The organism is Streptomyces sp. CA-142005 (assembly GCF_050942335.1).
Classification (GTDB): Bacteria; Actinomycetota; Actinomycetes; order Streptomycetales; family Streptomycetaceae; genus Streptomyces.
The window spans coordinates 9688340-9713553 of record NZ_CP192078.1; the positions used below are offsets into that span (position 1 = coordinate 9688340).

Genomic DNA, 25214 nt, shown 5'->3' on the forward strand with positions numbered 1-25214 from the left:
CAGGAGACACGCCTTGTCCACCCCCACGACGCAGTCGCCCGGCCACGCGCGCCTGGCCCGCCGCAGCCTGGAGGTGATCACCGCCAACCAGGCGCCCTCCGGGGCCTACCCGGCCTGCCCGAGCTACCCGGTCTACCGCTACTCCTGGTTCCGCGACGGTTCGTTCATCGCCGAGGCCGCCTCCCGCGCAGGCGCCGCCGACTCCGCCGACGCCTTCCACCACTGGTGCGCCAAGGTGGTCACCGATCGCGCCGACCGCATCGAGCGGATCGTCGCGGCGAAAGCCGCAGGCCGACAGCCCGCCGAGGCCGACCTACTGCCCACCCGCTACACCCTGGACGGCCAGGACACCGGCGACGTCGGCTGGTGGGACTTCCAGACCGACGGCTACGGCACCTGGCTGTGGGCACTGAGCGAGCATCTGCGCCGGCACGGCGGCGATGCGGCCCCCTACCACGAGGCGATCCGCCTCACCGTCGGCTATCTCGCCGCGACCTGGGACCTGCCCTGCTACGACTGGTGGGAGGAGTCCAAGGAACACCGGCACGGAGCCACCCTCGGCGCCCTGCGCGGCGGCCTTAAGGCCATCGAGGCGGCCGGCCTCGACGACACCGGACTGTGCGCACCCACGGTCGCGCAGATCGATGCCCTCGTACGCGAACGCGGCCTGCACGAGGGCCATCTCGCGAAATGGCTGGGCAGCTCGGCGGTGGACGCGAGCCTGCTGGCTTGCCTGACACCGTTCGCCTCCGTGGACCCGGCCGGGCCCATCGCCCAGGCAACCCTCGCCGCGATCGAGCACGACCTGCTCGAGCCGGAAGGCGGCGTCCACCGCTACCTGGGGGACGTCTTCTACGGCGGCGGGCAGTGGCCCGTCCTGGCCGGCCTCCTCGGCTGGCACTACGCCCGCATCGGCCGCACCGACGACGCCCGCCGCGAGCTGGAGTGGATCGCCTCCCACGCCACCGCCGACGACCTACTGCCCGAACAGGCCGCCGGCGCAACCCTCCTGGCACCCGAACACCTGCCCAGGTGGCAGCAGCGCTGGGGACCGAATGCCACCCCGCTGCTGTGGTCCCACGCCATGTACCTGATCCTCGCCCACGAACTGGAAGTCTCCGCATGATCCGCCACCGCCCCAACGGCTCGGGCCACGCCTACCAGCCCACCGACGACCAGCGTGTGCCCGTGACCCCCCTGGCCGACGAGCCCTTCGAGATCCGCGCCTCCACCGGCTACGCCATCCAGGCCGTGGTGTGCGAGTGGGACAGCGGCGACGGCATCACCGAACTGACCGCGGCCATCGAAGACGCCACCGAAGCCACCAGCGACAGCGGCGGCAACACCGACAGCCACCTCGCCGCCGCAGCCGCGGGCGGCCGCGACCGACGCCACCGCTGGGTGGTACGCCCCGCCCCGCTCGCCGAAGGCACAAGCGCCCGCTACCGCTTTGTCGCCCGCCACCAAGACGGCCGCATCCGCCGAACCTCTTGGCACACCGTCGCCCCGGCCGCATGGCACAAGGGGGCCGCACGACTGCAGGCCACCCAGCACGCCGGCCGCCTGGTCGAGGACTCCCTCTCCAGCCTGGTGGCCGCCGACGGCACGGTGCTGCGCATCCGCTTCGCACTACGGCTGGCACCCGGCGAGCACGTGGTCGGCTTCGGCGAACGCTACAACGCCGTCGACCAGCGCGGACGCACCCTGGACGCCCAGGTCTTCGAGCAGTACAAGGGACAGGGCTTCACCCCCCGCACCTACCTGCCGATGCCCTTCGCGATGGTGCTGGGCGGTGACAGCTGGGCCTTTCACCTGCGTACCTCCCGCCGCACCTGGTACGACATCGGCGCAAGCGATCCGGACCTGCTGTGGATCGAGGCACAGACCCCGCCCGACGGCTCACTCGAGACGGTCTGCTTCCACGGCGCCCCCCATGAACTGCTGTCCGCCTTCCTCGACGAAGCCGGCCGCCCCGAAGAACTGCCCGATTGGGTCTTCCGCCTGTGGGCCAGCGGCAACGAATGGAACACACAGCAGCGCGTGCTGGCCGAGATGGACCGCCACCGCGACGAAGACATCCCCGTCGGCGTGCTGGTCATCGAAGCATGGAGCGACGAGGCGACCTTCACCGTCTTCCGCGACGCCCAGTACACCGTCAACGAGGACGGCGCCCCCCACCGCCTGACCGACTTCACCTTCCCCCCCGACGGCGCCTGGCCCGACCCCAAGGGCCTGGTCGACGAACTGCACCAGCGCGACATCAAGGTACTGCTCTGGCAGATCCCGCTGATGAAGATGCGTCCCGCCCCCCGCGGCCAGGCCGCCGCAGACGCCCGCGCGATGATCGACCACGGGTACACCGTCATGGAGGAGGACGGCAAGCGCCCCTACCGCAACCGCGGCTGGTGGTTCCCCCAAGCCCTCCTGCCCGACCTCACCAACCCCCAAGCACGCCAGTGGTGGACCTCCAAGCGCCGCTACCTGGTCGACGAGGTCGGCATCGACGGCTTCAAGACGGACGGCGGCGAACACGCCTGGGGCGAGGACCTGCGCTACGCCGACGGCACCACCGGCGCACAGACCAACAACCTGTTCACCGTCGAATACCCCTCCGCCTACCGCGAATTGCTCCGCGAGAGCGGCAAGGCCCCGGTCACCTTCAGCCGCGCCGGGTTCACCGGCTCGCAGAACGCAGGCGCCTTCTGGGCCGGCGACGAGGACTCCACCTGGGACGCCTACCGGCACTCCCTCACCGCCGGCATCACCGCCTCGGCCTGCGGCATCGTCTACTGGGGCTGGGACATCGCGGGCTTCTCCGGCGACGTCCCGGACGCCGAACTGTATCTGCGCGCCATGGCGGCATCCTGCTTCATGCCGATCATGCAATACCACTCGGAGTACAACCACCACCGGCTGCCGCTGCGCGACCGCACCCCGTGGAACATCGCCGACCGCTCCGGCGACCCCCGCGTCCTGGAGATCTCCCGCAGATACGCCCACCTGCGCGAGCGCCTGGTCCCCTACCTGGCACAGGAGACCCGCACCGGCCTTGCACAAGGCAAGCCGCTCATGCGCGCACTGTTCTTCGACGACGCCCAGGACGAACGCATCTGGGACTTCCCCGATCAGTTCCGGCTCGGCTCCGCGCTGCTGGTCGCCCCGGTCACCCAACCGGGCGCCGCCGACCGCACGGTGTATCTGCCCCACGGCGAGTGGGTCGACGTCTGGAGCGGTCACAAGCACACCGGCGCAAAGGTCGTTCAGCGCGCCACCCCCCTGGACATCATCCCCGTCTTCGCGACCGCCGACCGGTGGGCCGACCTCGAACCACTCTTCTCCACCGGCACCTGACCGTTCCTAGAAGGCTCATGAAGATCTTGGGGTTCTGGCCCCGCCGCGTGAGCGGCGGGGCCAGACTCGTTTCGTGGTGATGGGGGAATGGGCCGGGGAGACGGTCGGGCCGGATGTGTGGGAGACGTGCCGGGAGTTGATCCCGGCCGGGAGTGTGTTCGCGTTCCTGGCCGAGCACCGTGGCGCGCTGTTTCCGGCTGAGATGTTCGCGGACATGTACCCGTCGGCGAACGGGCGGCCGAGCATGCCGCCGCAGATCCTGGCCGCGGCGGTCACGCTGCAGGCCCTGCACGGGCTGTCGGACTTCGAGACGGTCCAGGAACTGCGGTGTGACCTGCGGTGGAAGGCCGCCTGCGGGCTGGGTCTGCACGACATGGCGTTCGATGCGTCGCTGCTGGCCTACTTCCGCCGCCGCCTTTCCCGCTCGGTTCGGCCGAACCGCGTGTTCGAAGCCGTGCGCGAGGTCGTGAAGGCCACCGGTGTCCTCAAGGGCAAGCAGCGGCGGGCGCTGGACTCCACCGTGCTGGACGACGCGGTCGCCACCCAGGACACCGTCACTCAGCTCATCGCCGCCGTCCGTGCGGTGATCCGCGAGGTCCCCGGGGCCGGCGAGGTGGCCGCGGTCCAGTGCACTGCGCATGACTACACCGATCCCGGCAAGCCCCGTATCGCCTGGAACGACGAACAGGCCCGCGCCGCCCTCGTCGACGCTCTGGTCACCGACGCACTCAGGCTGCTGGGCCACCTGCCCGAGCAGGAACTGGGCGAGAAAGCGGCCAACGCGGTCGGCCTGCTGGCCCTGGTCGCCGGGCAGGATGTCGAGCCCGCCGAGGACTCCGACGGCCGCGACGGACGCTGGCGCATCACCCAGGGGACCGCGCCGGACCGGATGGTCTCCACCGTCGACCCTGAGTCCCGGCACATCCACAAGACCCGAACCCACCAGCAGGACGGATACAAAGCCCACCTGGCCATCGAGCCCGAGACCGGCTTATACACCGCCGTGGCTCTGCGGCCCGGCGCCGGAGCCGAGCACCACGAGGCCACCGTCGGCCTGGACCTGCTGGCCGACGAGGAGAGCCCGGTGGACGCCTTCGGTGACACCGCCTACTCCGCCGGCGACACGCGCCAAGCCCTCCGCCAGGCGGGGCACCGGCTGTTCTTCAAGCCCGCCCCGCTACGGCCCGCCGTCCCCGGCGGCTTCACTCTGGACGACTTCGCCATCAACACCACCGCCGCCCTCGTGACCTGCCCCGCCGGGCACACGGTCCCCCTGTCGGACCCCGGCGGACAGCACCACCAGCGCAAGGCCGCCTTCAAGGACCTGTGCACCGGATGCCCGCTGCGTGAGCGGTGCACCAAGGCCAAGGCCGGCCGCATCCTGACCATCCGCCCCCACCACGACCTCCAGGCCGCAGCCCGCCACCAAGCCACCACCGATCCCGAATGGCAAGCCGACTACCGGCGCTGGCGACCACCGGTCGAACGAGCCGTCGCCTGGCTCGTCCAGCACGGCAACCGCCGCCTGCGCTACCGCGGAGCCATCGTCAACAACACCTGGCTCCACACCCGAGCCGCCGCCCTCAACCTCCGGCGACTGGTCAACCTCGGACTCACCCACACCGGCGGCAGCTGGCAACTCGCCCCGGCCACCGCATAGCGAACAGGGGCTGCCCGGCCTACGGCCGGACACCCCCCAACCAAGATCTTCATGAGCCTTCTAGTCAGTGAGCAGGAGTGAGTCTTGTACCCAAACCTGGTCAACTGGCGCATCCCGAACGGTGGTGGATGCACTGGTCTCCCGCGTTCGCGCCGCGTCCGGCGACACGGATCGTGTCCGTGGTCCGGGGATGCGGGGGCGGGTTCCCTCACGCCCTCGGGTGCCGTGTCCGGCCTGGGCGGTCCGATGCCCCGCACGATCGCTCTGGTCGTGTGGGGGCGGTGCCGTCCGTCGCCGGATGCGGTGCCCCAGGGCGCGCCTGCCGATCGCGATGCCCGCGGCATCGTGACGGCTGGTCTTCCTGGTCGTGTGGGTGAGGGGTTTCTGCCAGTACTGGGCGCCCCACCTGCTGGTGTAGGCCGGGTCCACCGCGATGACGGTGACGCCGAGCACGGCCGCCATGCTGACGAGCCGGGCCCGCAGCTTGGATAGCGGCATGCCGGAGATCAACCGCCTGAACCGCTTCCGGCGGCCGTGTTTCTCCCGGGTTTTCTCCGTGCCGAAGTCGAGGTCTTCGATCGCGATCGACAGACCGTGGCGTGTCGCCCAGTGCAGGAGCCGGATCAGCGCATGCCGTACCTGGGCATCCCGATGGTCCGCGGTGCCGGACAGGTCGTAGAAGAACCGGCGGGGCCCGCCGACCGGATTGCCGTGGGCGTCCAGCCGCCAGGCGGCCAGGTGGTCGGCGTTCGTGTCGACACCGATCAGACCGCCTGCGCGGGCCTGGGACAGCGGCACGGTGGTGACCGGCGGAATCATCCACGACGCGGTCAGGTACCAGCGCCCACGCTGCACGTCGTAGTGGATACGGTAGGCCACGGCCCGGTTCGTGGTGATGCGGTCGGCCCACTCGTCGCGCCGGTGGTGGAAGACCGCGGTTGAGGCGAGGACGTACCGGCCGTGCGGGGCGTTCGCCAGGTGCGCAAGCGGAGCAGGCAGCTTCAGTGACACTTCGCCGTCGGGCGTGACGCGGATCGTCTCATTGCCGAACCGCTTGCCCGATTCGCCGTCCGCCCGCAGGAACCAGCGCTCAGCCTCCCAGCGCTGTCGCCATGCGTGCCTGGTGAGCTGCGCCGCCTCGAGGTGGTGTCGGGTCTGGAGCAGGCGTTTACCGCCCCGCACCACCCGCACCCGCCCCACCTCGTGATCGGCCCGCTCCCGCTCCAGCCGATCCTCCAGCAGACGCAGCCGCCGCCTCTTGTGGAACCACTCCTGCCGGGTCCGGTATCCGCCAGGCGCCCGCTTCGTGCCCTTCTCGCCCACAGGCACCGACAACCGGTGGGCGATCGTCTTGATGCCGGCCTCAAGGCTGTGGATGTGCGCGAGCTGGGCACGCCGGGACAGCGCCCACTGATCGTGGGTGGCCTTCGTGATCGAACCGGCCCACCGCGAGGACGACGTGTCGGTCAGGGCCCGCTTGCGCCCCGCCCACGTATCCGCGGAGTGCTCCAGGCCGTCGGCGCACCGGCGTTTGAGATCCTTCGAGGCCAGCGACCCCAGATGCGCGCCGACCAGACGTAACACCGTGTCATCGACCGGCGTGAGGGCCTTGAGGCGGGTGCGGATCGCCACGCCGGACGGGCCGACGGCCACGAAGGGGGCAGCGATCGTACGCAGCGACTCACCACCCATCGATCTGCCCCCCTCCCCCCACGTGATCAGCAACAGGAAGAACGCTACCGGCCGGCACTGACAGTGCCCACCATGGGCCGTGCGCGCTGCACCACCACGAACCAGTACATGCTCGTGCACACTCACACACACTCCTTCACATCCGAAACCGAACAGCTCCCAATCCTCCGAGCAAAGAGCCGAGCCGCCTCACGCAGGTCGGCTCTTCTGGAACAGGACCTCCTGGGCATCCTCGAGGAGGCGACCCTGTGCCTTTGCGTATCCGGTCCCGACGAGCCGCCGACCGGGGTACGGCGGACGCCTTCAGGACGGACGAGTACCAGATCTCTGCAAATCAGCCTGAACGCCACACGGGAGTCCCGGCTCCTCGCTGGAGCCGCCATGGACCACATCCGGGCCAAGTTCGGCCCTCACACGGTCGGCCCCGCCGCTACCGCGCCCTTCCGCCGAGCCTCATGACCGCGCGGTGCTGGCTGAAACCAAGCAGGGCCGGAGCCCACACGCGCCCGCAGCGCCGAAGGGGAGATGCAGCGTGCCAGGGGCGGCGGCGATCAGCAGCCCACAGGCCGCCTCGATCGTGGCGAACAGAGCCCGGTAGGGCTGGTCGGCGGCAAACAGCTCGCTGACGTAGGAGTCGCGCTGAGCCAGCCCGGTGGGCAGGAAGAACTGCAAGAGCCAGTCGTTGTAGGCCAGTGCGGCCACGGCCAGCAGCACCGCGGCAACCGCCCGCGAGTCGAGCCCCGTGCACTCAAGCAGCACCCCGCCCGACTCCTTCTGGCTACTCGGTGGCCAATCACCTTCGGCCACCGGCCACCCGCCTATGTCGAATCCTCTGAAAACAGCTCGCAGGGAGAACAGCGCCCATCCGCCCTCGCCAGCAATGACACCGCTGTACTCCCGGATGCGGCGACGCGGCGTGCCTCCGACCGCCGGGGCGCCGGGCCGGGAACGCTCTTCATCGACGTCGCGGGCCGTGCCGTCGAAGCCCCGATGCACGCGGCCAGTGCGATCGGAACCCGACAACGTCAAAAGCCGATCACCGGCAGTCGTGACTGTCCTCCTTCATTGCACATGCCGAGTGTCGCCAAGCCGGTCCTGCCGACGCTCCGGGCCGAGGGGAACGGAAGAGTCGCGGATGGAAACCGCGGAGAGGAACATCGGAGTCACGGAGGCAAGGTGGTGGCTATGGGGACACCGTCGACGCATTTCACCGAGAGTCCTGAGGATCCGTTCGCCCTGGGGCGTGGGGCCTCAGCTGCACTCGACGATCAGGGCACCGTGGTCGGCTGGAGCGCACGTGCGGAGGGTTGCTGGGTTATACGGCCAAGGAGGTGATCGGAAGGGCGTGGCGGACCTTCCTGGTCGATGCCCGTGACTTGTCTGTCGCGCGGTCCGTCGTCGTAGAGGCCGTGAAGGCGGGGGGATGGTTCGGTGTCCTGCCCGTCCGGCACCGGGACGGGCGCCGTGTGGAGATGGGTTTCCGGGCCCGTGCGGTCACCCGGGAGGGGGGCGGTCAGGAGTGGCTTCTGGTCGGTGCCCCTGCCGCCGAGGTGATTGCCTGGCAGCGGGACCGTGCGCTGCTGTACGGCTTGTACCGCCGGTCCCCGATTGGCCTGGTCACTTACGGCCCGGACAGGAAGGTGATCCGGGTCAACCGTGCGGTCGAAAAGGCAAGCGGGGTTCCGGCCGAGGCGCCGGTGGGCCACCGGCCCCGAGAATTCCTGGTAGACGAGGACGCGGGTCCGGCAGACGAACGTGTCCGGCACGTCTTGGAGACCGGTGAGCCTTTGATCTTCACAGAACAGTCGGCTCGGGCACGCCACGATCCGGGTCGGGAGCGGATCGTGTCCGTCTCGGCGTTCCGGATGGAAGACCCGTCGGGCCAGGTTCTTGGCGTGGCCGAGACGATCGAGGACGTGACCGCGCGATACCGGGCACAACGCAGGCTCGCCCTGCTGAACGAGGCGAGTGCCCGTATCGGAACCACGCTGGACGTGACACAGACCGCCAGGGAACTGGCCGCCGTGGCCGTCCACGGGCTGGCCGACTACTGCTCGGTCGACCTCCTCCAATCCGTAACCGTGGGTGACGAACCTATGCCCGGTACGGCAGGCTCGCTGATCCGGGCTGCCCTCGGACCACCAGAACGCCGTGTCCCGTTTCAGGAGGGAGATGTGGTTCCGCTTCTTCCGGAATCTCCACAGGCGCGGTGCCTGGCCGAGCGCCGTCCGATTCTCGAGAAGCACTTGGCCCTCCGTCCCGAGTGGTACGCAATGGACCGCCGGCGCGTCGAGATCGCCATGGGACTCGGAGTTCATTCGTTGATCGCGGTACCCCTCGTCGCACGCGGCCGGGTCCTGGGTGTGGTGAGCCTGTGGCGATCGCGCGATTCTGAGCCTTTTGAAGGTGACGATGCTGCGGTGGCCGATGAGTTTTCCTCGCGTGCGGCCGTCTGCATCGACAACGCGCGCCGCTTCACCCAGCAACAGAGCGCCGCTCTTACTCTCCAGCGCAGCCTGCTGCCGAACACAGGGAGCGATCTGCCGGCCGTGGAGGTGGCTTGCCGATACCTTCCAGCCAGCGGTGAACCGGGCATCGGCGGTGACTGGTTCGACGTGATCCCGCTGTCAGGCGCCCGGGTCGCTCTCGTCGTGGGAGACGTGGTCGGTCACGGCATTCACGCAGCGGCCTCGATGGGCCGTCTGCGCGCTGCCGTGCGTACCCTGGCGAGCCTCGACCTGGAGCCGGACGAGGTGGTCGCGCGGCTGGACGATCTGGTGAGTCTGCTGGCCACCGAGATGGAGGCGAACGCTGACGGGAATCAGTCGTCGATCGATCAGATTCTGGGGGCCACCTGTCTGTACGCGGTCTATGATCCGGTCTCCCAGCACTGCTTCTTGGCGCGCGCCGGCCATCCGGCGCCGGTGATGTCCACCCCGGACGGCGAGGTGACTGTGCTCGATCTGCCCGCCGGTCCGCCGCTGGGTCTGGGCGGACTGCCGTTCGAAACATGCGATGTCGACCTCCCTGAGGGCAGCGTGCTGACGCTCTACAGCAACGGCCTGCTGGAGGCACGCAACGGCGACGTAGACACCGCGCTGGAGAACTTGCGCGCATGTCTCACCAGCGCCACAGATCCCGTGGACCAGACCTGCCACGCCGTGGTCGATGCGCTGCTCCCCAAGGACCGCCTCCCCACTGACGACATCGCGCTGCTCATCGCACGTACCCGGGTACTACGGCCACAGAATGTCGCCTCGTGGCGGCTTCCCCTGGAAGCGACCGCTGCCGCCCGTGCCAGAGAGCTGACCACGGCGAAGCTGACCGAATGGGGCCTGGACGATCTGTCCTTCACCACCGAGCTGGTCGCTAGCGAACTCGTCACCAACACCTACCGGTACGCAGCAGGCCCCATCACCTTGCGCCTCATCCGCACGGACTGTCTGATCTGCGAGGTGTCCGACACCAGCCACACTTCGCCACACCTGCGACGGGCCCTCAGTACGGACGAGGGCGGACGCGGGCTCTTCCTGGTCGCGCAGCTCACAGAACGCTGGGGCACCCGCTACAGCCATGACGGCAAGACAGTCTGGACGGAGCAGCCTCTTCCGTCTGCCTGACCTGCGGCTTCCGCAACATCAGCCGACTGGAAAGAGCGACCGGTGAAGTGCATCCGGGTGCCCGCGTCTGGTCGGGGGCGGCCATCTACTCGGGCTCACCGCCTACTTGGGCTCACCGCGAGCGCCGAGCGATCCGGCGGGAAAATGAATCCGCCCGGGCACGGGCCGGTGGGAGGAGTGGACATGGATGCGGAGCCGGCCCCGGGGAAGGCGCTGACCCCGCCCCAGAAGCGGCCGACAGAGATTCGCCATGGCCCACGGGGCACCGGTTCGCCGACCGTACCCGCGCCAAGCACGCCACCGTCCACGCGCTGCTGGCCGCGGGCCACAGCCGACGCCCGATCCAGCGCCAGCTCGGCATGACCTACCGAACCGTCCAGCGACTGGCGGACGCCGCGAGGCCCGAAGAGCTGTTCCAGGGACAACGGCAGAACCGCAGGACCAAGCTTGACGACTTCAAGCCCTACCTGCACGAGCGATGGACCGAGCGCTGCACAAACGCCTGGACCCTCTGGGAAGAGATCAAGACGCATGGCTACACCGGCGGCTACGGAGCCGTCCGCGCCTACCTCCAGCCGTTTCGCACAACCCCGACCGCACCGGCGGCTCGTCCTCCGTCCCCACGCACAATCGCCGGATGGATCCTGACTCACCCCGACACCCTGCCGGAGAGCGAGCGCCTGAAGCTCAAAGCCGTCCTCGCCCGCTGCCCTGAACTGAAGGCCCTCACCGGGCACGTCAGAGCGTTCGGGAAGATGCTCACCCAGCTCCAGGGTGACCACCTCTCGCAGTGGATCAAGGCGGTCCGCGCCGACGACCTGCCCAGCCTCCACGCCTTGGTCAACGGTCTCGAACGGGATCTCGCCGCCGTCACCGCCAGCCTGACGCTGCCGTGGAGTTCCGGCGTCGTCGAGGGTGACGTCAATCGAATCAAAATGATCAGGCGCGCGGAAGATCTGCCAGGACTTGAGCCGTGCCATACCGCGTTCGACGGGTGCCCTGGCCTGTGCGAGTGCGCGGTTGACGGTGCGCTGGGTGGGGGTGAGTTCGCCGCCGGGTGGCCGTTTGAGGCCGGTGGTAACCCAGGGGCCGGCGCCGCTGTAGGCGCGGTCGGCGAGGACCGGGACTCCCTGGCGTTCGCAGATCCGGATGATTCTGTGGGTGCGGGCGGCCGTCAGGTCGTGGGTCCGGCCCGGCAGAGCGGGCGAGATCCACAGTATTTCGCCGGCCGGATCGGAGATGACCTGCATGTTCACCCCGTGCCGGCGGTGTTTGGCCGAGTAGTCGGCCAGGCTGTCGCCGACGCGGTCGCACTCTGCGAGCGTGCCGTCCAGGAGGACAAAGTCCGGGTCGTGCTCGCGCAGCGTCTTCAGCAGGCCCGGCGCCTGCTCGGCGAGCAGGCCGGTTACCGCGGTGACGTAGGCGTGGGCGGTGCCGACGGATATCCCGAAGGCCGTGGCGATCCTCGCGAGGGTGTCATGGCGGCGCAGGTACACGAGTGCGACCAACGCACGGCGATGCCGCGGGAGATTGCACTGCCGGTCATCCTCACGGGTGACGATGAGCATCGTGACCCACCCGACCAGGGCGTGTGGGAGGTCGAGTGCGGCAGGATAGGAAATCAACAGGGCTCCCGCGCTGCTGAGTTGAGACTTCGAACACCTCCCTCAACGGCACGGGAGCCGTGTGCGTTGTGCACCCCGCCCTCACGCCGGCTCCGTCCCCCGATCGGCAGCCGATCCGAAAAGACTCCGTCAATCGTTTGCTCAGACGGGAAGTTCGGTGATGCTGAGGGCGAAGTCCAAGTTCCCCACGCCGTGGTTGGCGAGGCCCACCGTGACCATGCATCGAGACGGACGCGGCGCACCGGAGACGCGGTCTGGGTCGCGCCATGATGAGCGCTCTGGCGGAGGCCGCCGTGGCGCAGGGCGCCCGTACCGGTCTTCTCATCGCCAGTGAGGAAGGCCAGCGCCCATACTCCTGCCTCGGCTGGCGCCACAAAGCCGGCGTCCTGATCGCCCGGGGCCGGTGGTCCCCTCCGACCGGTAGGACTGCCGCACGCCGGCCGATCCCCCCTTACGCACGGCGCCCTCCGGGCGAGAAGACGAGCGCCGAGGCGACCTCAGTGAACGCCACGGCCTGCGTCGCTCGCTCGGCCGACCCGCACAGTTGTAGGGGAGACGTCGACGGGGTCTTCTGCTCGTGCCGCAGCGACGGCCTCATGACTGGTTCTCGTTGCCGTGCGACAGCCGGTCGATCGCGCGGACCGTGGCGTCGCGGGCTTTCGCCACCCGGTCCAGCTCCGCGCGGTGCTCTGCGATCGCGGCCTGTTCGTAGGCCGACTCGACCGCGAACCAGACTCCTACGAGGTTGGTGCGCGCCTTGCAGGCGACGTCCGCCCGCGCCTGGGCGATCTCGCTGCGGGACGGGGTCGCGCCGTTCGATGAAGGCACCTCGTCCATGGGGGTGGTCATTCTGAAGCCTCGGGCGTTCATGCACGCCGACCATGCCGAGAAGACCTTCGTGACCCGGGGGTCGGACATGGACCGTTCGAAGCCGTCGGCCTTGATGCTGGTGACGATTCCGTCCGTATCGGTGCCTGGCCCCTGCGAAGCCCCAGCGCCGAGCAGCCGCTCGGCCTCGCCCAGGCATCCGCCCCTGGGAACCGGCCGGCCACGGTACGAGGTGAGGGGCGTGCCCGAGCCGTCCACCCCCGTGAGGACACTTTGGGCCGCCGCTGAGAGGGAGGGAGGCTTCGCCGCCTTCGCCGCGGTGGCCCCGGAGGGCTCGGGGGCGGGGGTGTGGTAACCCCAGGTCCGGGCCTCCGCGGCGTCGGTGAGCCCGTACCGCCGGTACAGCACGGTGTACGCGTCCAGCGCCTCTCGCTCCGCCGCCGAACCTGCCGGCAGGCGGGCCGCCACAGGGTACGGCACGGACAACCTCCGCACGCACGCCCGTACGGCCGCGTCGTCCAACTCGTCGTATCCCAGTGCCTGCCGCGGGGTCAACATGTAGCGCTCCACGGGCAGATGAAGGTGCTCCACGCCGACGATCCGCGGAATCGCGCCCACCGCGGGTGGTGCAGCCTGATGGGACGGCTGGGCCGACCGGGACGAGCAGGCGCTCAGGGCCGCTAGCACCAGTGCGCCGCCGGCGAGTGCGACGCGTCGTGGTAGCCGTCGACGCGGTGTGCGTCGTACACGCTGTGCTGGTCGTGCGGGGGCGGGTGCGGAGATGTACGCCATGGCCATCGCTTTCTCGGCAATCGGGCACGCGGTGCCCCGTCCACCGGCGGGGCACCGCGTACTCACGGGTCTGCTCGGCTCAGTGACCGAGACCGGGGCAGCGGGTGTGGTCCGAGACGGCGATGGACGCCTCGTTGTTCCGCATCCAGCTCGTGAGGTTCCCGCCCTTGTGGGGCGACAGCCAGTTGGAGTCCCCGCGGTAGTTCGTCGAGTACCAGATGCCCACGTTGCACACCGTGCCGTTCTGGGCGGAAGCGGCGTTGTTGCGGACCTTCTGGCCGTAGCCGGCCCCGCTGCCGCCGAACCTCTTCGTTCCCAGGTCGCCGACCTTGAGCAACGTCGTCCGGTACGCGGCGTTCTTGGCGTTGGGGGAGTAGTACAGGCAGAGGTCGTAACGGCTCCTGACGTCGCAGTCGGACCTGCTGTTCCAGCTGGAGATGTTCGCGCTGCGGGCCTCCGCGTGTCCGGCCAAGGCGCCCAGTGCCAGCGCCGCCGTGGCCATGAGTACTCCGGCACGGGCCGGCGTCCGCTTGATGATCGTCATGTTCGTTCTCTCCCGGTGTCTGTGTGACCACAACAGGTGCGGTGCGGCCCCCGAAGCCCCCGGCCAGGCGCAAGACGGATTCCGTCAGCCGCGATCAGGAGACGTGGAGGCGTGGGGCCGCCAGGTGCTGCCGCCGTGCAGGTCGGCAGGCACCTGCAACCGGTCTAGTACGTCATCGTTGTCCGGTGCCGGTGAGCGGGCACCGGACAACAGCGGCCGGACAACGACGGCTCAGACACGCAGGTCAGGAGAGTGGCCCGGTGCGCTGCCACTGCAGGGCACGTCATGGGCAGGGCTGGTCCAGTGACGGTTCGGGCATGTACCGGTGCCACTGCCGTGCGGTGACGGCGCCGGTCGAGGCGCACAGGTGGCGGATCGCCTGGCTGACGTCGAGGTTCCACAGCCGCACGGTGTGGTCGTCGCTCGCGCTCGCCAGAGTGTGGCCGTCAGGGCTGAACGCCACGTCGTCGATCGGCCCGGCGTGGCCGACGAGGGCGGTGCCCAGCTGGGACGGGTGCTCCGGATCGGTGACGTTCCACAGGACGACGGTGTGGTCGTCGCTGCTGCTGGCCAGAGTGTGGCCGTCCGGGCTGTAGGCGACCCCGTACACGAAGCTTGTGTGAACGAGCAGGGGCTCGGCCAGGGCCAGCGGCCGTGCGGGGGCGGTGACGTTCCACAGCCGTACCGTGTGGTCGACGTTGGCGGTGGCCAGGGTCCGGCCGTCGGGGCTGAACGCCACGCCGTACACACCGCCGCTTCGGGCGGCGAGGGGCCGGCCCAGCTGGACGGGCTTGTACGGGCGGGTCACGTCCCACAGGCGGGTGGTGTCGTCCGCGGAGGCCGTGGCCAGCACGTGCCCCTGCGGGCGGAAGGCCAAGGCGGTGACCGCTCCGGTGTGCGCGGTGAGCGGCTCACCGATGCCCGTCGCGTGCGCCGGCCGGGAGACGTCCCACAGACGGACCTGGTGATCGCTCATGCCCCCGCTCGCCAGCGTCCGGCCGTCCGGGCTGAAGGCGACCGAGCTGATCTCGCCGTGGTGGCCGGTGAGCGGACTGGCCAGAAGCTTGGCGCGCGCGGGATCGCGCACGTCCCACAGCCGGATGGTGCCGTCCCGGCTGGCGCTGGCCAGGATTCCCCCGCTGGGGCTGAATGCCAGTTTCCGCACGGCGTTGCGGTGGCCGGTGAGAGGGCGGCCGAGCGGGGTGGGCCGTAGCGGGTCGGTGACGTCCCACAATCGGACGGTACTGTCGGTGCTGCCGCTGGCCATGATGTGCCGCGCCGGGCTGAACGCCACGGTGTTGACGTAACTCGGGTCCGGGATGACGGTGTCCGGGAGCTTCCAGAGCCTGACGGTGTGGTCGGCGCCGGCCGACGCGAGGCTGTGCCCGTCCGGGCTGAACGCCAGCCAGTAGACGTACTCGGTGTGACCGGTGAGGGGTTGCCCGAGCGGGACGGGTGCGGAGGGGTCCGTGACGTTCCACAGGCGGACGGTGTGGTCGGCGCCGGCGGTGGCCATGACCCGTCCGTCCGGGCTGAAGGCGACCGCGTAGACCGTGTCGTCGTGTGCGGCCAGGGGTTTTCCGAGCGGGACGGGTGCGGCCGGGTCGGCGACGTTCCACAGGTGGACGGTGCGGTCGTTGCCCGCGCCTGCCAGGAGGTGGCCGTCGGGGCTGAAGGCGACGGAGTACACGGTGTCCTGGAAGCCGGTGAGCCGCCCCAGACGCTGCGGCTTGGCCGGGTCGGTGACGTTCCACAGCCGAATGGTGTGATCGTGACCGGCGCTGGCGAGCGTGTGCCCGTCGGGGCTGAGCGCGGCCGAGGCGACGGCACCGTGGTCGTGTCCCCTGAGGGGGCGTCCGAGCCGCCGCGGGTGCGCCGGGTCCGCGACGTTCCACAGCCGGACCGTACCGTCGTCGCTCGCGCTGGCCAGGGTGTGTCCGTCCCGGCTGAAGGACACGGAGAAGACGTAGCTGCTGTGACCGGTCAGCGGCTGTCCCCAGACAGCGGGGTGTGCGGGGTGGGTGACGTTCCACAGCCGCACCGTGTGGTCGCGTCCCGCGGACGCCAGGGTGCGGCCGTCGGGGCTGAAGGCGAGCCAGTAGACCCACTTGCTGTGGCTGTCGACGGGTCGGCCGACCGGCACCGGGTCGGTCGGGTCCGCGACGTTCCACAGCCGGATCCGCCCGTCCGAGCCCCCGGCAGCGAGGGTGCGGTGGTCGGGGCTGAACGCGACCGCGAACACGGTGCCGCTTCCGGCGGTCAGGAGCCTGGACACCGGGGCGCCGGCGGCGCTGATCAGGTCGGTCTGCAGCTCGGGCCGCGGACGGATGCGGTAGGCGGCGATGTCCAGTTGGGCGGCGAGCGAGGGGTCGGTCTGCCGTAACTGGCTGGCCTCGGTCTGCACTTCCCCGGCGATGGCGTTGTTGCGTTCGGCCTGGGCGGTCGCGCTCTTCTTGAGCGCTACTCCGGCGGCCACGGACGCGACGAGGGCCAACACGCACACGGCGGTGATTCCGGCGCGGCGCAGACGTGCCGCGCGGCCCGCGTGCCGGACGGACGCGGCGAGGAACTCCTCCACCCGGGGGCCGGCGGCCGGACCGTCGCCACGGGTGGCGGCCCACTGACGCGCCGCGGCCAGCACGCCGCCCCGGTACAGGGCACCGGGGTCGCGGCCCTGCCGTTGCCAGACGGCGGCCGCCTCGGTGATCTGCTGGTGCATGAGCAGACCTGCCCGGTCCTCGTCGATCCACTGACGCAGCCTGGGCCATGCGTGCAGCAGTGCCTCGTGGGTGATCTCGGCGCTGTCCCTGTCCAAGGTGACCAGCCGCGCCTGGGCGAGGAGGTTCAGCACGGCGCCGGTGTCCGGGCCGAGGTCCTCGCGCGCCACGGGCCGTTTGGTGTCGTCGGTTCCGTCGCCGAGGGACACCATCCGCAGCAGCACGGAGCGGGTGAGCCGCCGCTGCTCGGCCGTCATCTGCTCGTACAGGGCGTCGGCGGTGTTGGCCAGGGCGTGCGGGATGCCGCCCGCGGCCTCGTAGCCGCTCAGGGTCAGCGTGTTGCCGCGACGGCGCAGCCAGGTCTCTCGCATGGCGTGGGAGACCAGCGGCAGGACGCCCGGCTGTCCGGTGGCCTCCGCTACGACCCGGGCCAGCAGCCCCGTCTCCACGGCGCACTCGGAGCGGACCGCCGGCCGGCTGACGGCGCGGCGCAGTTCCTCCGTCGACATGGGGCCGACCAGCAACTGGGCGTCCTGGAGAGCCGCGACGAGTTCGGGGTGCTGCGAGCAACTCGCGTAGAAGTCGGCCCGCACTCCGATGACCACGCGGGTACGGCTGTTGGCGGCTTGGGCCGCCGTGAGTAACGCGCTGACGAAACGGTCGCGTTCGTCCTTGCTCCGGCAGAGGGTGAAGATCTCTTCGAACTGGTCGACGACCAGCAGCAGATCCGTGTCGTCGGGGCAGTCCGCCTTGGCGAGTGCCTGGAGGACCGCTTGGTGCAGGGCCCGGGATTCGGTGCTGAGCTCTCTGTGCAGGGCAGAAGCCGTGCCCCCGGCGAAGGCCGCGAGACGGGCGGCACACTCCTCCAGCGGATGCGCTCCAGGGGTGAACAGCAGGACCGGCAGGTCCGGACCGCCGACTGCATCGCCCCCGCGCAGACGAGGGATCAGACCGGCGCGTAACAGCGAGGACTTGCCGGATCCCGACGCCCCGAACACGGCGACGAACCGGGCTGCGCGGACCCGGGCGACCAGGTCGTCCGTGAGCCTCTCACGTCCGAAGAACCGGTCCGCGTCCTCCGGCTGGAAAGCCGACAGCCCCACATAGGGGCACGGCCGATCCTGCTCCCGGCCCGCGGCGTCCCCTTCGTGCGGCGAGGCGGAGGCCAGATCCGCGGCGACCTTGTGCCAGCGCGCCTTCCATTCGTCCTCGTCGCCGCCGCACGCCCGGACGAAGGCGAGCGTGACCTCCAAGGTGGGCAGCCTTCTTCCCCCGGCCGCGTCCGCGAGCGTCGTCGACGAGTAGTGCGCCGCCGCCGCGAGCTGACGGTAGGTGGGCTTGCCGGCCTTGTCCCGTAACCGGCGCAGCTCCGCGGCGAAGCCGGTCAGTGCGCTGCCATCGTCCTCCAACGGCTTTTCTGTACGCGGCACTCGATACCCCCAAGGTCTGAGAAGCGTCACCGGGAGCCTACTTGTCCGGAGCCGGTTGTCCGGAGGCTCTTCACCGACACCGGACAACGCGTCTGCCGTAGAACCGAGTTGGCGACCGGCTGACGCGGGGGAGCGGCCGGCGCCGTCCAGGGACGAGAGCGATGGCCGTACAACTGCAACGAAACGCAGGCTGCCCTCTTCCCGACTCGACCTTCTCTTCTCCCTGAACCTGAGGAGTACCGGACATGCTGACGAACACTCCTGCGGCCGCCCGCCCTGTGCGGCGCGCCCGGCGGGCCGTTCTCGGTCTGCTGACCGCCGCGGTCGCGACCGGCGCCCTGGCGGCCGCCCCGGGCCCGGCTTCGGCGACCGTCTCGACGGCCGCCAGGCCGGCTGCCACCTCCAGCCAGATCAAGCTGGCCCAGCGGGACCTGAACGGCCTGGCCTACGGCGCCGGTCAGGTGGACGGTGTCGGCGGCCCCAGGACCAAGGCGGCGACGCAGTCCTTCCAGAGCGACCGGTGCCTCGCCGTCGACGGCGTCATCGGGACGCAGACGCTCGCCGGGCTCACCTCCGAGGTGAAGCAGGTGCAGACCAAGGCCGGGGTGCAGGCCGACGGTGACTACGGGAGCGGCACGACGAGCGCGGTGAAGAAGTACCAGTCGAAGCACCACCTGTCGGCCGACGGCATCGCCGGCGAGCAGACGATGAAGGCCATGGGCATCGAGCGGATCGTCAAGAGCTGCCACGCCACGTCGGCGCTCCGCACCAAGATCGTTAAGACCGCCCGGAGCCAGATCGGGGTCACGGCCGACTCCCACCAGTGCGTTCCCGGCAAGCCCTACAGCGTGTGCACCGAGTGGTGCGCGGCCTTCGCCACGTGGGTGTGGCGGCAGTCCGGGGTCAGCATCCCCTTCATGACGTACGTGCCCAACGTCTACGACTGGGCCGTCCAGCACCACAGGTGGGTCGGCACCAGCGGCCTCAAGTCCGCGAAGCCCGGGGACCTGATCATCTTCGGCAGCGCGCACAACCGGTACCACATCGGCGTCGTCGACCAGGTCAGCGGCGCGACCGTGCGCGTCATCTCGGGCAACACGACCGATCCCGCCGGTTCCGGCCGGCACGGCGTCTACGACAAGAGCTACTCGCTGTCCGGCTCCGTCTTCTACGGCCTGGTGCGCCCGTAGCGGCCCATGCCCGGCTGCCCCGCCTGCCCCTGCCGGCGCGTCCGGCGGGGGCAGGCCATGACCGACCACGGAACACGAACGGAGAGACAGCGATGACGCATCCCCACGGGCCCGGTGCCGCCCCGGTGAGAGCCAGGTGGCGGACCCGCGGTACGGCGGCGGTCGCCGCGCTGACGGCCCTGTGCGCCGGCGGCGCGGGCCTGGCCCACGCGGACACCACCGCGACGGCCGGAGCAAGCCGGTCCACCGCTTTGGTGCGAGGGCTCGACGTGAGCGGCCACAACCCGACGATCGACTGGAAGAAGACGGCCACCATGGGCGCCGCCTTCGCCTATGTGAAAGCGACCGAAGGGGTCACCTACACCAACAGCTACTTCCCGCAGCAGTATCAAGGGGCGGCCGACGCCGGACTCATCCGCGGTGCCTACCATTTCGCCCGCCCGGACGCCTCCGGCGGACGCGCACAGGCCGACTACTTCCTGGCCCACGGCGGCAGGTGGAAGCGCGACGGCAAGACCCTTCCCGGCGCTCTGGACATCGAGGCCAACGGGCACGGCGCCACCTGCTGGGGGCTCAGCCGCAGCGCCATGACCAACTGGATCGCGGCCTTCGTGAACGAGTACCACGCACGAACGGGCCGCCACCCGGTGATCTACACCTCCGCCGGCTGGTGGGCGTCCTGCACCGGCAACTACCGGGGGTTCGGCCGCACCGTCCCGCTGTGGATCGTCAACCAGTCCGGTACGCCCACCCCGCTGGCCGCCGGCTGGAACACCTACACCGTCTGGCAGACCGCCGATTCGGGCCCCTTCCCGGGGGACCAGGACGTCTTCAACGGCACACGCAAGGATCTGAAGACCTTCGCCCTGGGCGACTACACGCCCCCGCCGCCCGCGCCGAGCTGGCCCCTGGTGCAGCAGGGCGCGACGGGGCGCCAGGTGGTCACCGTGCAGTACCTGCTCGACGCGCACGGGGCTTCCCTCGCGGCGGACGGGCGGTTCGGGGCGGGGACCCGGGACGCCGTGGTCTCGTTCCAGAGGAGCCGGAACCTGGCCGCCGACGGCATCGTGGGGCCGAACACCTGGCAGCGCCTGGTCGTCACCGTGCGGCAGGGCGACAGCGGTGCGGCCGTGAAGGCGGTCCAGGAGGAGCTGAAGGCCCACGGCGTCTCCGTGGCCGTGGACGGCCGGTTCGGGACCGGCACCCGGAACGCCGTGATCACCTTCCAGAGGTCCAGGGGACTGACCCCGGACGGCGTCGTCGGCCCGAACACCTGGATGAACCTGGTGAGCTGACGCCGCGCGAGCAGTCCGTCCACCGCCCGATCCGCCGCATCCTCCCCGGCGGATCGGGCGTGCGCGCCAGTGAGCCTCCACCAACTTGAAGCCGCAGGTCAAAGGGCTGGTGTGACCGGTTCTCGGCATGCTCACGGTGGTCGTAAACGACTGTCTGCGGATTGACATCCTCGCCCACCTAAAGGACTCGGTTGGGAAATGCGGAAACCGGGTGTGGGCGGGGCCTCTATGCGGCCAGGTCAAGTCGGGCCAGATGCGAGGTCCTGGTCTGGCCTAGTGGGGTTTCGGTGAGCCAGGCGTCGAGTCGGATGATGTTGATGGCGGTGGCGGCGAAGACGTGGCCGAGGTGGGTCTTGGGCAGGTCGGTGAAGCGGGTCCGGCGGATGCGGGTGCGCCGGACCGCCTGGGAGATCGTGCCCTCCACGCCGGCGCGGATGTGGTAACGCTGCTGCCACTCGTCGGTCAGCTGCTCGCGGCGCCGCGCTTCCAGCGCCTCCTGCTGGTCTCGGGGGAGCAGGGTCAGGCTGCGGCCCCACGTGCCGTTCGCCGCCTTGGTGCACTTCTCGCGCACCGGGCAACTGCCGCAGTCCTGGGCGGTGAAGTGCACCCGCGCGACGAGAGTCCCGCTGCTCTTTCGCTGGTCGGACCAGCTGGCGCTGATCTTGCCCGCGGGGCAGGTGATCTTGCGGGCCTGCCAGTCGACGGTGAAGGCGCTCTGCGTGAAGTGCTCGGCCTTCGTGGTTCTCGTGACAGGTGTCCAGTCCGACCGGCTCCACCAGCTCGATCCCGTACTCGTTCCGGGCGGTGACGATGTGCGCGGCGGTGACATAGCCGTCGTCGACGTCGTGCTCGGCAGGCAGTAACTCCCGTGCGGCCAGGCCCTGATGGACGGTCTCGGTGACTTCGGTGTCGGCGACCGTCGCGTCCGTGGTGATCACCTGGGTGATCAGATGCGGGGCATCCGACTCGCAGGTCTCAGACAGGTGGGTCTTGTAGCCGCACCAGCCTGAGCCCCGCTTCACGCCGTAGCGGGCGTCGGGGTCATAGGGCGAGGCGAGCCGGCGTCTGCCCGGCGGGAGGTCCTTGCCCTCCCGCCAGTGCACCCCCTTGCCATCGCGGTGGTACTGCTCCACCCAGGCCCGGCGCAGGACCTGGACAGCGGGGATCTCCCGCAGCCAGCCCGGAGAGCCAGGGGTGAAGGCCGCCTCAAGAATCGTGAAGCCGTCACGGCCTACCTGCTCGGCCCACTCCTGGCGCGCGTTCTCCCCTTTGGGGAAGCGGTAGGAGTCGAGCCGGGCACCGTATCGTCTGACCCAGTCCGCGGTGACCAGCGCGGACAGCCACTGCGGGGCCGCCGCTGACAGGGCCTCCAGGGCAGCCCGCAGGGTCTCGCCCACGAACTCCATCCGGTTCAACGTCCGCACCGCCGCGAGCACGTGGGTGGAGTCGGTCCGCTGACGGCCCCCCGCACGCAGCAGCCCGATCCCGGAGATTCGCTCAAGGACCAGGTCCAGGACCTTCTCCTCCAGGCCGTGCTCGATCAACCGGGCACGGAAGTCGCAAAGAACGGAGAAGTCAAACCCCGCATCGTCCAGCTCAAGACCGAGGAGGAACTTCCAGTCCATCCGGGCCCGGACCTGGTCAGCGGCCTGCCGGTCGGTGAGCCCCTCGGCATACTGCAGCACCGACACCAGCGCCAACGCCCCGGGCGAGACCGCCGGCCGCCCCCGTCCGGGAAACGCCTCGGCAAAGGACTCGTCCTCGAACAGCGGACCGAGCGCCTCACGAACACGGACAGCAAGCGTCCCCTTCGGAAACGAAGCCCGCACCACCCGCGCAGTCAGCTCCGGCACTCCGCGATCAGCCCGCGGCTCCAGCGACATCCAGCCCCACCCTCGATCGGCCAACAGGCCGATCATGGCAGCCCGGCACACTCATCATCACCGGTTTACGGATTTCCCAACGGAGTCGTTCAGGACCGGGTCAAGTTGACTGTCCGCCGAACTCAATGCACGGCCCCGCGAAGTGCTGGGTTGGGCAACCCCGGCCGAACGGATGGCCGCCCTTCTGGCCACGAGCTGACACGCGGCGGCGCGATAACATGCCCCGCCGCCATGTCTTGATGAGAAACCAAGACTGACCGCCGAAGCCCGCCCTTGTTCGAATGGAAGAGCGGCATCGGCGACCATCTCGTGTTGCAACGTTCTATGGAATGCGCCTGAAGGGAGGGGATTGGTCACCCTCCAGGCTGAGCGGGGATTTACGGCTCAGGCCGCCACCGGAGCCGACGGCCCCGGCGGTCTTACGCCCTCGACACCGTCCGGGTTCCAACCTGCCCGGGCCAGCATCACGCGGGCGGAGTTCTTGTCTCTGGGGGACATGGCTGCGCACGCGGTGCAGGTATACGTTCTCATCGACAGAGGCAGTGCGTGGTTGGTTCTCGCTCCGCACTTGGCACAGTCCATCGTGGTGTGCGCCGGGTGCACGGGTTCAAGTAGCCCTCTCTCCCACACGCTGGCCGCCTGCTCCGCGCCCGGAGAAGGCGGCCAGCGCGCTGTCCAGGCGGCCATGAGCCGGTGCCACCCACCATCAGGGCAGTGACGGTGTCCGCTGCGGTGGTCGGGGGCGCCGCCAAAATGGTCACCGCGGTGGTCGCCACAGCCCCAGGAGACGGGCGTGGGCGAACCGGCCCCGGTTCGGTCTTCGCCCTCTGCGTCTTCTGCGGACGCCGGAGCTGCGGGCTGAGCATCAGCAGGTCCATGAACTGCTTCGGTGGTGGGTAGCCGCCTGACTTCGCGGTGAGGAACTTGCCGACCAGCAGCGTTCGTGGGGCCACCGTGGGAACGTCGGCGATGACGTTCTGCTGCGATGACCCACGGGGCCAGCCGCTCAACGTCCACGCGGGAGCGTCCGGGCCCATCTAGTGGAAGCCAGCCGCCTGCGGACAACGCACCGCCGGGTTCTGGCCGGGTAACCGTTCGCGCGGCTTGTGATTTACACCTGTCCGGAAGCACGGCCACGCGGTTCACGGCCGCCACCGCAGAGGAGGTCGCCCACCGCCTGGACGCCGGCGGTCAGGGCGTTCTGGCTCACGTTCCCGAATCCCAGGACGAGCCGGGCAGGCGTGGTCGCCCCCGACGTGCGGCACGTGCTCATGCCGTACAGGCCGACCGACCGCTCCCGTGCTGCGGTGACGACCGCCCGTTCGTCGGCGTCCGGGCCGAGGTGCGCGACCGCGTGGAAGCCCGCCGCCAGACCGGTCACCGCGACTCCCGGGGCGTGTGCCGCCAGCGCCTCCACCAGGGTGGTGCGCCGGGCCGCGTAGCGGGTACGCATCCGACGCAGGTGCCGGTCGTAGCGACCGGACTCGATGAGTGTCGCCAGGGCGAGCTGGTCCAGCGTCGGGGAGCCGCGGTCGCTGAGGCGCTTGTACTCTGCAGCCAACGCGTCGAGGCCCGGCGGGCACAGCAGCCAGCCGAGTCGCACCGCCGGCGCCAGCGACTTGCTGACCGTTCCACAGGAGATGACCCGGTCCGGGGCGAGGCCCTGCAGGCTGCCGACTGGATCCCGGTCGTAGCGGAACTCCGCGTCGTAGTCGTCCTCGATGATCACGGCGTCCCGGCGCAGCGCCCAGTCGACCAGCGCCAGCCGACGCTCGGGCGCCAGCACGACCCCCGTGGGCCACTGATGCGCCGGAGTGATCACCACCGCGCGGGCGTCGGTGGCGGCGAGCGCCTCGACGTCGATGCCCCGGTCGTCCACCGGAACCGGAACCGACGCCATCCCCGCCCATGCAGCGGCGGAGCGTGTCGTCGCGGGCGAACCCGGATCCTCGTACGCCACAGTACGCACCCCCGAGCGGGCCAGGGCGTGCAGCGCGAGACCGAGACCCTGGGCGTATCCGGAGCACACCACCAACCGCTCCGGATCAGCCACGCTGGCACGCACCCGCCGCAGATAGCCGGCCAGGACCTCGCGCAGCACCGCGCTGCCCCGCGCGTCCCCGTAGGCGAGCGCCGAGACGGAGGCGGACCGGGCGGACTCGCGCATGGCCCACAGCCAGTCGGCCAGGGGGAAGGACCGCAGGTCGGGAACGCCCCACTGGAAGTCCGCCACCAGGGCCGGCCGCATCGTAGCGCGCTTGACGGGCGGCTGCGGTACGGGCCTGTGCTCGGCGACCCGTGTGCCCGAGCCGGCACGGATCACGAGATAGCCCTCGGCCTGGAGTTGGGCGTAACACTCCTGCACCAGACCGCGGGAGACACCGAGACCGCGGGCGAGGGAGCGGGAGGACGGGAGCCGTTCGCCGCCGCGCAGTCGGCCGGCCCGGATCGCCTCCCGCAGGTGGCGCTCCACCTGGGCGCGGAGCGGCTCAGGGCTCTTCCGATCGATCATCAGCAACAGATCCGGCGATGAACCGGCCCACTCAACAGGCATGGAACTGGAGCTTACTGAGGGCCGGTCTGATTC

General features: G+C 70.1%; 13 protein-coding genes and 4 pseudogenes. 7 read left to right on the top strand and 10 right to left on the bottom strand.

Annotated elements, in window-relative coordinates; all coding sequences use genetic code 11:
* The first annotated feature begins 13 nt into the window (after positions 1-13).
* The 3 genes from ACQPXS_RS44800 to ACQPXS_RS44810 all read left to right on the top strand — a co-directional run bounded on the left by ACQPXS_RS44800 (position 14) and on the right by ACQPXS_RS44810 (position 5011).
* Complete coding sequence (locus tag ACQPXS_RS44800; RefSeq protein ID WP_433455196.1) at positions 14-1126, top strand: glycoside hydrolase family 15 protein; 1113 nt, start codon at positions 14-16, stop codon at positions 1124-1126.
* Complete coding sequence (locus ACQPXS_RS44805) at positions 1123-3351, top strand: TIM-barrel domain-containing protein (protein ID WP_433455197.1); 2229 nt, start codon at positions 1123-1125, stop codon at positions 3349-3351. The genes ACQPXS_RS44800 and ACQPXS_RS44805 overlap by 4 nt, the downstream gene beginning before the upstream one ends.
* A 79-nt stretch (positions 3352-3430) precedes the next feature.
* Positions 3431-5011: an IS1182 family transposase gene (locus tag ACQPXS_RS44810; RefSeq protein WP_433455642.1), complete on the top strand. Its 1581-nt coding sequence runs from the start codon at positions 3431-3433 to the stop codon at positions 5009-5011.
* 60 nt (positions 5012-5071) lie between these two features.
* Here ACQPXS_RS44810 and ACQPXS_RS44815 read toward each other — a convergent pair whose 3' ends face one another.
* Together ACQPXS_RS44815 and ACQPXS_RS44820 are read right to left on the bottom strand one after the other, a co-directional pair.
* Positions 5072-6703, bottom strand: a complete 1632-nt coding sequence (locus tag ACQPXS_RS44815) for an IS200/IS605 family accessory protein TnpB-related protein (protein ID WP_433455198.1) — start codon at positions 6701-6703, stop codon at positions 5072-5074.
* A 453-nt stretch (positions 6704-7156) separates the two neighbouring features.
* Entirely contained in the window at positions 7157-7699 is a 543-nt protein-coding gene (locus tag ACQPXS_RS44820; RefSeq protein ID WP_433455199.1) for a hypothetical protein, read from the bottom strand.
* Positions 7700-8010: 311 nt separating this feature from the next.
* Between ACQPXS_RS44820 and ACQPXS_RS44825 the strand changes: the two genes are divergently transcribed.
* Both ACQPXS_RS44825 and ACQPXS_RS44830 read left to right on the top strand, forming a co-directional pair.
* On the top strand, positions 8011-10323 hold the full coding sequence (locus ACQPXS_RS44825; RefSeq protein ID WP_433455200.1) for a SpoIIE family protein phosphatase: 2313 nt from the start codon (positions 8011-8013) through the stop codon (positions 10321-10323).
* A 359-nt stretch (positions 10324-10682) separates the two neighbouring features.
* Positions 10683-11210: pseudogene (locus ACQPXS_RS44830) on the top strand (ISL3 family transposase); the annotation flags it as partial.
* A 60-nt stretch (positions 11211-11270) separates the two neighbouring features.
* Here ACQPXS_RS44830 and ACQPXS_RS44835 read toward each other — a convergent pair.
* The 4 genes and pseudogenes from ACQPXS_RS44835 to ACQPXS_RS44850 form a co-directional block, all read right to left on the bottom strand.
* Positions 11271-11948: pseudogene (locus ACQPXS_RS44835) on the bottom strand (transposase); the annotation flags it as partial.
* Positions 11949-12542: 594 nt separating this feature from the next.
* On the bottom strand, positions 12543-13394 hold the full coding sequence (locus ACQPXS_RS44840) for a hypothetical protein (protein WP_433455201.1): 852 nt from the start codon (positions 13392-13394) through the stop codon (positions 12543-12545).
* A gap of 253 nt (positions 13395-13647) precedes the next feature.
* Positions 13648-14112 carry a hypothetical protein gene (locus tag ACQPXS_RS44845; RefSeq protein WP_060898410.1) on the bottom strand — a complete coding sequence of 155 codons (465 nt, stop codon included), beginning with the start codon at positions 14110-14112 and terminating at the stop codon, positions 13648-13650.
* 283 nt (positions 14113-14395) lie between these two features.
* Positions 14396-18238: a helix-turn-helix domain-containing protein gene (locus tag ACQPXS_RS44850; protein WP_433455202.1), complete on the bottom strand. Its 3843-nt coding sequence runs from the start codon at positions 18236-18238 to the stop codon at positions 14396-14398.
* 266 nt (positions 18239-18504) lie between these two features.
* Between ACQPXS_RS44850 and ACQPXS_RS44855 the strand changes: the two genes are divergently transcribed.
* Together ACQPXS_RS44855 and ACQPXS_RS44860 are read left to right on the top strand one after the other, a co-directional pair.
* Positions 18505-19449: a peptidoglycan-binding protein gene (locus ACQPXS_RS44855; RefSeq protein ID WP_433455203.1), complete on the top strand. Its 945-nt coding sequence runs from the start codon at positions 18505-18507 to the stop codon at positions 19447-19449.
* Positions 19450-19541: 92 nt separating this feature from the next.
* Positions 19542-20744 (top strand): GH25 family lysozyme, encoded by a 1203-nt coding sequence (locus ACQPXS_RS44860; RefSeq protein WP_433455204.1) that lies wholly within the window; start codon positions 19542-19544, stop codon positions 20742-20744.
* Positions 20745-20970: 226 nt separating this feature from the next.
* On the opposite strand, the gene ACQPXS_RS44865 is transcribed toward ACQPXS_RS44860, so the two are convergent.
* From ACQPXS_RS44865 to ACQPXS_RS44880, 4 genes and pseudogenes are all read right to left on the bottom strand, one after another.
* Positions 20971-21573: a transposase gene (locus ACQPXS_RS44865; RefSeq protein WP_433455205.1), complete on the bottom strand. Its 603-nt coding sequence runs from the start codon at positions 21571-21573 to the stop codon at positions 20971-20973.
* Positions 21574-22312: 739 nt separating this feature from the next.
* Positions 22313-22663 (bottom strand): annotated as a pseudogene (locus ACQPXS_RS44870) (transposase); the annotation flags it as partial.
* 348 nt (positions 22664-23011) lie between these two features.
* Positions 23012-23230, bottom strand: a pseudogene (locus tag ACQPXS_RS44875) (zinc ribbon domain-containing protein); the annotation flags it as partial.
* Between the two features lie 508 nt (positions 23231-23738).
* Positions 23739-25139 (bottom strand): PLP-dependent aminotransferase family protein, encoded by a 1401-nt coding sequence (locus tag ACQPXS_RS44880; protein ID WP_433455206.1) that lies wholly within the window; start codon positions 25137-25139, stop codon positions 23739-23741.
* Between the last annotated feature and the right edge of the window lie 75 nt (positions 25140-25214).

What these genes read in the sequence shown, in the direction of transcription:
- ACQPXS_RS44805 (WP_433455197.1), top strand. Translation starts at nt 1,123, where the DNA reads ATGATCCGCCACCGCCCCAACGGCTCGGGCCACGCCTACCAGCCCACC.
- ACQPXS_RS44810 (WP_433455642.1), top strand. Translation starts at nt 3,431, where the DNA reads ATGGGGGAATGGGCCGGGGAGACGGTCGGGCCGGATGTGTGGGAGACG.
- ACQPXS_RS44815 (WP_433455198.1), bottom strand. Translation starts at nt 6,703, where the DNA reads ATGGGTGGTGAGTCGCTGCGTACGATCGCTGCCCCCTTCGTGGCCGTC.
- ACQPXS_RS44845 (WP_060898410.1), bottom strand. Translation starts at nt 14,112, where the DNA reads ATGACGATCATCAAGCGGACGCCGGCCCGTGCCGGAGTACTCATGGCC.
- ACQPXS_RS44855 (WP_433455203.1), top strand. Translation starts at nt 18,505, where the DNA reads ATGCTGACGAACACTCCTGCGGCCGCCCGCCCTGTGCGGCGCGCCCGG.
- ACQPXS_RS44860 (WP_433455204.1), top strand. Translation starts at nt 19,542, where the DNA reads ATGACGCATCCCCACGGGCCCGGTGCCGCCCCGGTGAGAGCCAGGTGG.
- ACQPXS_RS44865 (WP_433455205.1), bottom strand. Translation starts at nt 21,573, where the DNA reads ATGTCACCGCCGCGCACATCGTCACCGCCCGGAACGAGTACGGGATCG.
- ACQPXS_RS44880 (WP_433455206.1), bottom strand. Translation starts at nt 25,139, where the DNA reads ATGATCGATCGGAAGAGCCCTGAGCCGCTCCGCGCCCAGGTGGAGCGC.